At 73.7% G+C, this 8,773-nt stretch carries 5 protein-coding genes and 1 pseudogene; all 6 read right to left on the bottom strand.

The window, feature by feature from the left end; translation table 11 throughout:
• Window positions 1-188 precede the first annotated feature (188 nt).
• The 6 genes and pseudogenes from A3IC_RS64860 to A3IC_RS54630 all read right to left on the bottom strand — a co-directional run bounded on the left by A3IC_RS64860 (window position 189) and on the right by A3IC_RS54630 (window position 8,744).
• Window positions 189-968 (bottom strand): FkbM family methyltransferase, encoded by a 780-nt coding sequence (locus tag A3IC_RS64860; RefSeq protein ID WP_079026459.1) that lies wholly within the window; start codon window positions 966-968, stop codon window positions 189-191.
• On the bottom strand, window positions 965-1,174 hold the full coding sequence (locus A3IC_RS64855; protein WP_079026460.1) for a Trm112 family protein: 210 nt from the start codon (window positions 1,172-1,174) through the stop codon (window positions 965-967). Before A3IC_RS64855 ends, A3IC_RS64860 begins: the two co-directional genes overlap by 4 nt.
• A pseudogene (locus A3IC_RS54635) lies at window positions 1,101-2,129 on the bottom strand (DMT family protein); the annotation flags it as partial. The pseudogene A3IC_RS54635 and the gene A3IC_RS64855, both read right to left, overlap by 74 nt.
• Window positions 2,130-2,131: 2 nt before the next feature.
• Complete coding sequence (locus A3IC_RS0115360) at window positions 2,132-2,851, bottom strand: class I SAM-dependent methyltransferase (RefSeq protein WP_020550934.1); 720 nt, start codon at window positions 2,849-2,851, stop codon at window positions 2,132-2,134.
• The gene (locus A3IC_RS0115355) at window positions 2,848-4,233 is read right to left on the bottom strand and encodes a hypothetical protein (RefSeq protein ID WP_020550933.1); all 1,386 of its coding nucleotides are present in this window, start codon (window positions 4,231-4,233) and stop codon (window positions 2,848-2,850) included. Before A3IC_RS0115355 ends, A3IC_RS0115360 begins: the two co-directional genes overlap by 4 nt.
• Entirely contained in the window at window positions 4,230-8,744 is a 4,515-nt protein-coding gene (locus tag A3IC_RS54630) for an alpha-(1->3)-arabinofuranosyltransferase domain-containing protein (protein WP_106668896.1), read from the bottom strand. Before A3IC_RS54630 ends, A3IC_RS0115355 begins: the two co-directional genes overlap by 4 nt.
• Between the last annotated feature and the right edge of the window lie 29 nt (window positions 8,745-8,773).

Below are 8,773 nucleotides of genomic sequence, written 5' to 3'. Positions count from 1 at the left end.
GCTGCTCCCGCGACTTCGTCCCCCCGCGCTCGCTGCTCCCGCGACTTCGTCCCCCCGCGCTCGCTGCTCCCGCGACTTCGTCCCCCCGCGCTCGCCGCTCCCGCGACTCCGTCCCCCCGCGCTCGCTGGGGCCGTGCCCTTGCGCCCCGCCCCGCCACCCGACTGCTCGCACCCCTGGTCCGCGCGGTTCAGCCCGCCGACTCGCGTCCCGGCCGGCGCGCCCCCGGGAGGAACAGCACCGAGTTGACGTAGCGGCGGCCGAACGGCGTCAACGTGCGGCGCAACAGGCCGCGTTCGGCCACATGGGCGGTGCGCTCCTGGTGGCCGGCCAGATCGAAGTCGCCCAGGGGCAGCCAGTGTCGGCCGGGCAACACCCAGCCCAGGTAGTCCAGTCGGCCGAGGAAGTCGAGCACCGGCGCGGGTGACTGGATACGTGCCTCCAATTCGATGAACAGCGCGGGTCGGTCCCGGCGCAAGGTGTCCTCGGCGCCGTGCAGCACGGCCGATTCGTTGCCGTCCACGTCGATCTTGACGAACGTGACGTCGAGCAGGCCGAGATCGTCCAGGCGCACGCAGGGTACGTCCACCGCGCGATCGTGGATCTGCCTGCGCACGAGTGAGGACACGCCCCGATCACCCCGGTCGCCCGACGGCAACCACAGCGCGGCGGTGCCCGTGCCGCGGTCGCCGGCCGCGGCGGCCACCACGCGTACGTTGGCCGGTGTGCGAGTTTCGAGCAACGCGGCCAGGTGCGGTACCGGCTCCACCGTCACGACCGACTCCGCGCGCCGGGCCAGCCGCCGGGACCACGGCCCGTACCAGCCACCCACGTCGACGGCCGTGCCGCCGCGCGGGACGAAGTCGGCGATCCGCCGCAACTCCGGTTCGAAGCGCGGATACAGCACGTCGACGGCCGCGACGACCAACGTGGGGGGTACTCGGGGTGCGAGCCGGGCGGCGAGCGTCATGGGGTGATCCGTCGAATGAGCCGGGTGTGTTCCTCGTCCGAGACCCGGACGCCGGAGGAGGGGAGCAGTTGTGGAATGCCGTCGACGATCGGGTAGCGGCGGCGCAGTCTGGGGTTGTACAAGGCGTCCTCCGGGAGAAGCAGGGTGAGTGGTCCCTTGTCCAGTGGGCAGGCCAGGATCCGGAGGAGCGGATCGTCGGGTTCCATGGGGCGACTCCTCTGGCGAGGTGGTGACTTCCGTTGTGGGGCCGGTGTCTTCGATGGGGTCCGTGTCCTCCGTGGCGTCGGTGTCCTCGTCGTGTCGGGGCAGGAGCAGCAGGACGATCACCGCGAGCGCGCCGCCGAGCAGTCGCAGGGCCAGCCGGGTCCGATCGTGCGGCAGTGCCTCGCCGAAGGCGAAGCTGCCCGGAACGGCGGTGAACAGGGCGGAGACCGTGGTGCATACCGGTACGATCAGCGACGCCCGGCAGCGCTGCAACGCGGTCTGGGACAGCACCAGGCCGGCCGCGCCGATGCCGACGAGCAGGTACGGGTAGGGGGAGCGAAGCAGGTCCGGGGCAGCGGCGCCGATGCCGTGCCCGGTGAGCCGGCCGGAGATGCCCTTGATCGCCAGCGAACTCACCCCGTACAGCAGGCCCATCGCGACGCCGTAGGCCACGCCGGTGGCGGGTGGCCGGCCGGGGTCGCGGGAGTGCCGCTCGGCGGCGAGGTACAAGCACAGACCGGCCGCGAGCGCCGGCAGGCAGACCATCAGGAACCGGCCGAGCGGGGCGCGTTCGCCGACCGAGTCGCCGTCGCGCAACGAGGCGACGATCATCGCCAGTGCGACGAGTACGGCCGATACGCCCGCGCGTTCGCGGCCGGTGGGCCGCTCGCCCAGTACCACCGAGGACAGCAGGAGCAGCAGGACCAGGCCCGCGACGAACAGGCCCTGGGCCGCGGCGATGGGCAGCGTGCGGTAGACGGCGAGTTGGGCGGCGAAGCCCGCGACCAGTGCGAGCGAACCGGTCAGCCACAGCGGGCTGCCCAGGAGCACCCGCAGCAGCCGTAGCGGCCGGCCGGTCGACAGCGCCGGGAGATCGGTCAACGCCCGCTTCTCCAGCACGAATCCGGTGCTGTAGAGCACGTTGGCAAGCAGCGCCGCGGCGACCCCCCACCACACGGTTAGGCCCGCCGGGCGTGCACGAGCAGGATCGAGGCGAGCGAGGGAGCCGTGCACGCGGCCCGGTCCAGCGGCCTGAGCAGCCGCGGCACGCCGTGGAACGGCGCCCCGGCCGTGCGGACCACCTCGAAGCCCGATGCGGTGAGGAAGTCGCGCAGCGCTCGGGCGGTGTACAGCCGCAGGTGGCCGACCACCTGCGAGCCGGGTCGGCCGTGGATGCCGCGCAGGCTGACCTCGGAGAAGATCGGTTGCACGCCCGCGAGCAGCAACGCGCGGTTGTACCAGGCGGCCAGGTTCGGCGTGGAGAGCAGCAGATGACCGCGCGGCTTGAGTATCCGGCGGAGTTCGTCGAGTGCCGCATCCGGGTCCACGAGGTGTTCGATTACCTCACCGAAGAGCACCGCGTCCACGCTCGCGTCGGCCAACGGCAGTCCGCCGTCCGTGAGTTCACCGCGGACCAGGTGCTTTATCCGGGTGCTCGCCCGGCGCAGCGCGTCCTGCGACCAGTCGATCCCGATCAGGGTGTGTCCGGCCGACAGCGGGCCCGTGATCGAGGCCGCCGAGCCGTCGCCGCAGCCGATGTCGACCACCAGGGCCGGGTCGGGGCCCAGCGCGCGGGCCAGCATCGCGGCCTGGCGCCGGGTGCGCTCGGGGCCGGAGGCGACCGGTGTCGCCGGATTCTCGTAGAACTCGCGCAGCCCGGCCGGGCGGGTGGCGGTCATCGCGAACCACCGCCGCGGGACGGTGGGTTCGCGACCGGGTCGACGGCGAGGGCGGCGGCCGAGACGGTGTCGAGGTAGTGCGCGAAGAAGTCGTACAGCCGCCGTCCGGACGCGTCGTCGAGCAGCGCGCGGGACCAGCGCAGTCCCACGTGCAGGCGGCCGGCGGTGCAGGTCGTGGTGATCGTCAGGCCCCGGGGCATGCGGGTGGGCGCGGAGACCCAGACCGCGTCCGCCCGGCCCGCGTCGCCGAAGTCCAGTGGATAGGGGATCCGTCCGAGGTTGCTGAGCAGCGTCGTGGAGGTCCACGGCGCGAGCGCGCGGCCGAGGCCGCGGGTGATCGAGGCGCGCAGGTCGACCGGGAGGACCGGTGCGGTGAGCAGGGCCGCGCCGCGGCCGAGCGGGGGTCGCGGCGCGGCCTTGAGCTGTCTGGTCCGGTGGGCCGTGCGGCGGAGCAGCCCCACGATCGCCTCGGGCGTCGGTTCGTTCGCGTATTCACGTGCCCCGAAGGCGACTTCGACCAGTCGGGTGCCGTTGCCGATGGGCATTTCGGCGCTGCGCGGACGGTCGTCGACGGGCATCGTGATGCGGATCGGCCGGGCGGGTGCGCCGTGCAGTCGGTTCCAGCGGGCGATGGTCAGGCAGGTGGCCACCAGAAGGCGGTCGTTGACGGTGTGGCCGGCGCCGGGTGGGCGTGGGTGGATCGGGAGTTCGCCGAGGATGACGCCGTTGCCCCGGCGTTGGTGTGCGAGCGGTGCGGGGGCCGGCGCGACCCGGGCGGAGCGGGCAGGCGGCAGGCCGCGATCCAGGGGCGGCGGCTCCGGGCCGGCTGCGCTCGGTGGGGTGGCCCGGTTCGGGGCGGGAGCGGAGTCGATTCCGCTGTACAACTCGGCGGCGGTGGCCAGGACGCGGAGGAAGGAGGGTCCGTCGAGGGCGGTGTGGTGGATCCTGCACAGCAGCACGCAGCCGCCGGAGGTCGCGGACGAGCGGATCACGTCCAGCCGGACCGGCGGGGACAGGGACAGCGGTGGTGTTTCGGCCAGGGCCCTCGCCCGAGCCCGGACCAATGCGTCCGGTGCGGCCGGCGGGAAGCCGACCGGTTCGACGTCGGGGGCGGCGGTGAGTTCCCATTCGTAGCGCCGCCGGTACCACCGGCCGGGGGCCTCGCGGACCAGGACCCGCGCGTGTCGGCGCAGCGCGGTGCCGAACGCGGCGCGCAGTCGGGCCGGATCCGGCTGTCCGGGCAGCCGGATCTCCATGTGCACCGAGATCGGCTCGCCGGGCCGCTGACCGTGCCGGGACATCTCGTCGACGAGCGGGAACGGGATCCGGGCGAGGGCCGGCTCGACCGGGAGTTCGGGCCGAGCCGGGCGAGTCGTGGTCACGGTTGTCCGGCCTCCTTGCCGTCGGGCGGCAGCTTCGGCAACTGTGCGGTGTCGGCCTCCCGGTCCGAATGGGTCGGCAGGGGCGCCGTGTGGTCGTCTCGGCCCGAGCGGTCGTGGCCGGCAGTCGGTGCCTCGGTGCCCGGGGTTCGGTCGGGCGGCGCCGACTCGGCCGGCGATACGGGTCCGGACGCGGCTGCGGGCGGCCCGCCGGGCGCCGGCGGCACAGGCGGCACAGATGGCGCGGGCGACTCGGATGACCCGGATGACACAGCCGGTGCGGCCGGCCCGTCGGGTGGTGCCGGTGGCGCAGGTGGCGCCGCGCGCGGTGAACGGCCGTGCCGGGGGCCGGATGCGCCGACGGGCAGGCCGCCCGGGTCGGGGCCGCCCGCGGTCACCAGCGCCGCGCACAGCGCGATCAGCGCGAGCAGTTGGGCGACGGGCCCGAACGTGCCCGCGCCGTCGACGAGCGGCTCGTCCGCACCGACCGCCGCCGCGATCCCGGCGCCGGCCATCGCCACGAGTGCGATCGGGACGAGCAACCGGTGCCGCAGGTGGGCGACCACCGCGAGCGCGGGCACCACCAGCGCGACCGGGCCCGCCACGACGGCGACCACGACGGTGAGCGCGAGCACGCCCAGGATGCGACCGGGCGGCGCCGGGTCGGTGGGCGGCCCGTCGAGGCCGGCCGGGTCCGGGTCGCGGCGTCGTACGAAGGCGAGCGCGATCAGGGCGGCCAGGGCCGCGGCGCCGCCGATCAGCCCGGCCCGGTAGACGCCGCCCGGTTCGTAGTCGAGTTCGACGGTGCCGGCCGCGCCGGCGGGCACCAACCAGCCCTGCTGCCAGCCGTCGATGCGTACCGGGCGCAGTTCCTTGCCGTGCAGCGTGGCCTTCCAACCGGAGTTGCGGTTCTCGTACATCTGGAGGTAGGTGGCCTCGCCCGCGCCCATCCGAACCGAGCGGTGGTCGCCGCTCCAGTCGGCGGCGGTGGCCGATCGAGCCGACTGCCGGGCCGGGACGGGAAGTTTGCCTCGGGTCGCGGTCACGTCGGTGATCTCCAGCGGGCCCAGGTTGCCGGCCTCGACCGTGTGCAGCCCCGGGCCCAGTGGCAGGGAGCCACCGGTTGTCTCCGCGGCGCACAACTTCACCGATACGGGCCGGCGTTCGATCAGGTCGCGCACCGAACCGGCGACGCTGGTGGTGTGCAGCACGCCGTCCACCGCCAGCGACGGCCCCTGTCCGCACGGCAGCGAGAAGGCCGACCCGGGGTCCGGCGGGCGGGTGCGCTGCCCGGCCAGCGCCGGGATGTGGATCTCGCTGAGGCCCACCGGCAGTTGCAGTCGTTTGCCGGCGAGCGGGTTGTGCATGGTCAGCGGTGCGGTCCGGGTGAACGTGACGGTGATGCGGTCGGTGTCGATCGGGCCGAATCGGGCCAGTCCGTTCTCGTCGACGGTGGTGGTCACCGAGCCGTTGGGCGAGCTGATCAGCACCTCTTCCGGTCGGCTGGACAGCCCGCCCGCTGCGCCGAAGACGATCTGATCGATGGTCGTGCGGTCGGGCCAGCTCAGATGGACCACGGGTCGGTCCCCGGCGATCCATGCCGTGGTCAGGTCGCCGTCCACGAGGTTGCGCGGAGTGAGCGAACGGCCGGTGCGGCCGGTCGACTCGGCGGTCGCGGTGATCCGTTTGGCCTGTTCGGGTGCGGCGCCCACCACCAGCCGGTCCAGTTCCGGGCCCGGTACCGCCACGGCGCGGATGTCGAAGGCGAAGTCGCCTGCCCGCGGGGTGGTGAACCGCCGGTGCAGCCCGTCCTCCGCCGCCACCGGGGAGAGCCCGCCGGGGTCGGTGTCGCGGTGCAGCGAGTAGACCGAGGTCTCGGCGCCGCTCCCGTCGGCGTCGGTGGGCAGGCGCAGCAGCCGGGAGACCTGTACGCCGGGGATGGCCACCTCGGCGAAGCCCGCGCCGGACAGGCCGGATCGCGCGATCCGCGCGTCCAGAATGGTGACCTTGAGCCACTTGGCCGACCCCGGGGGCGCCTGTACCGGTTGCGCGGTGCCCTCGGGGCGCAGCGGGCTGTCCTTGGCGCCGCGGTCGGTCTCGATCCGCACCCGAGTCGGCACGGCGCGCATGCCGTCGCCGGCCAGCGGGGTCAGCAGCAGCGACCCGGGGATGTCGGTCGGCGCGGTGAAGGTGACCTTCAGCCACTGGCCGTCCGGCTTGTCGGGGCTGCCCTCGGCCCACGCGGTCGCCGGGTCGCCGTCGAAGGCGTTCACCGGGTCGAACTGAGGCAGGTGGAAAAGCCAGTTGCCACTGCTGCTCGCGCTCACCGACGCCGCGCCGCGCAGCTCGGCGGTGCTTTGGTGGTCGGCGCCGTCGACGGGCAGGATTTGCTTCGGCTTCGCACCGGGGTGCTGCACGCTGTCGGAAGGATTTCGTTCCTTCGCGGTGTACGGGTAGGACGTGTTGGAGTTGATCAGTCCGAAGCGGGTGTCCGCGCGGCGCAGTCCGTCCGCGACGAGCTGGGTGCCGGGTCGGTCGATGCCCGGATGGGCGTCGCCGGTGAGCACGGTCGGCCGGTCGCGCAGGGTGGGATCGGCGGACAGTTGCAGCAGCGCCTCCGGGCCGCCGCTGAGCAGCGCCGTGTCGGCGACCGCGCGGCTGCCCACCCGGCCGGGTCGCGGGGTGTCCGCGGCCGGCTCGTAGATCTCGACGGCCTGCCGGCGGCTGAACAGGCCCTGTACCTGGATCGGGGTTTGCTCGGGGATCCGGCCGCCGGTGATCAACGGCCCGAATCCGGTGACCCGGTGGTAGCCGGAGGACTCGAGGGTGCGCGTGACGGTGCTCGGCGGAACGTAGCCGATTTGATCCGGGTCCAGGTCGTTGCGTACCACCACCGCGTACAACCCGGCGCGGGAGAGGAAGTCGCGCAGCCCGGGCACCGTGCCGCCGGTGAGCAGCGCCTGCTCCACCGCGTCGGTCGCCCGCCGTACCCCGGGCGTGCCGAACGGGACGAAGTCCCGCTGCGCCCAGGGGGAATCGGCGAGCGGGTCGAGCGGTTCGTCGATCGGGGAGCCCCACGTGTACAGCCCGTGGGCGGTCGCGGGGACCACCAGGGCCCGGCTGTCCGGGGAGTGCTTCTCCAGCCAGTCGGCGGTCTGTCGCCAGTGGTCGGGCAGCTCGGTGAAGGCCCCCGGTTGCAGCACCGTGCCGTTGACGTACGGCCAGGCCAGGCCGGGCAGGATCAGCAGCGCGGCGATCGCGGGCGCGAACCGGCGGGCCGGCCGGGGCAGGACCGGATCGTACTCGCCCACCGTGCCCACCAGGTGGGCCAGTCCGAGCACCAGGGCCAGCGCCAGGCCCGGCTCGAACTTGTAGATGTTGCGGAACGGGCGCAGCCACCCGTCGAGCCAGTCGCGGGCCGTGCCGTGGAACGGCGCGCCGAACGAACCGCCGTAGCCGGCAAGGGCGATCAGCGCCACGATCAGCACGGTCAGGATCAGCCAGCGGCGCTCGGGCAGGTCGCGGCGGGCCAGCCCGGCCAGGCCGAGCGCGGCGGCGAACGCCGAGCCCAGGATGGTGACCACGGCCGTCACCACGGTCCAGCCGGCCGGCAGCCACGGCTCACCGAAATGGAGATAGGCGACCCAGTCGCCCGCGCCGCGCAGCAGTTCGGTCGCGGACATCGTGCTCGTGGTGGTCTCGGCCTGCTCGATGTACGGCAAAAAGTTCTCGCCGTAGACGCCGAGCAGCAGCAGCGGGACCACCCACCACGCGGTGGCCAGCAGCACGCCGGGGATCCACCAGCCGATCAGCGCCCACTTGCGCGGCCCGGCCGGGCGGGTGAGCAGGTACAGCCCGACCGGCAGCAGCGCGGCCAGGGTCGAGGCGGCGTTGACGCCGCCCATGAACGGGATCAGCAGCGCCGAACGGGCGGCGGCCGTACGCGGGTTCGCTCGCGAGGAGACCAGCGGCAACAGCACCCACGGCAGCAGCGCGCCGGGCAGCACCGCGGCCGAGGTGGACCCGATCACGATGGTGAAGGTCGGCCACAGCGCGTAGGCCACCGCGCCGAGCAGCCGGCTGCGCGCGGTGCCCACCCGCAGCCGCTCGGCCAGCCGCAGCGCGCCCCAGAAGGCGGCGCTGACGATCAGCGAGAGCCACAGTCGTTCGGCGAGCCAGATCGGCAGGTGGATCAGATCGGCCAGCGCGTAGTAGGGCAGGATCGGGAAGGCATAGCCGACGTATTGGTCGGCGATGCCGCCGAAGCCGGCCCGGTCGTGCCACAGGTTGCCCAGATCACCGATGAACCTCCACGGATCGGTGACCACGCCGAGCTTGGTCTCGAAGGTCATCTTGCCCGGGGTCTTGGCCAGGAACGCGACGAAGACGACCGCCCAGAACACCGGCAACAGGGTCCACCGGCACGGCCGATCGGCCGGGGGCTCGGCCGCCGGCACCCCGACGGGCGGCCGGCCGGGCCGGGCCGGAGGGAGGGACAGGGTCGTATCGGTCACGAGTGCCTCCTGCGGAGCGCGCGCGATGC

It is taken from the genome of Embleya scabrispora DSM 41855 (assembly GCF_000372745.1).
GTDB classification, from domain to species: domain Bacteria; phylum Actinomycetota; class Actinomycetes; order Streptomycetales; family Streptomycetaceae; genus Embleya; species Embleya scabrispora.
This window is presented reverse-complemented; position numbering and strand designations above follow the sequence as displayed.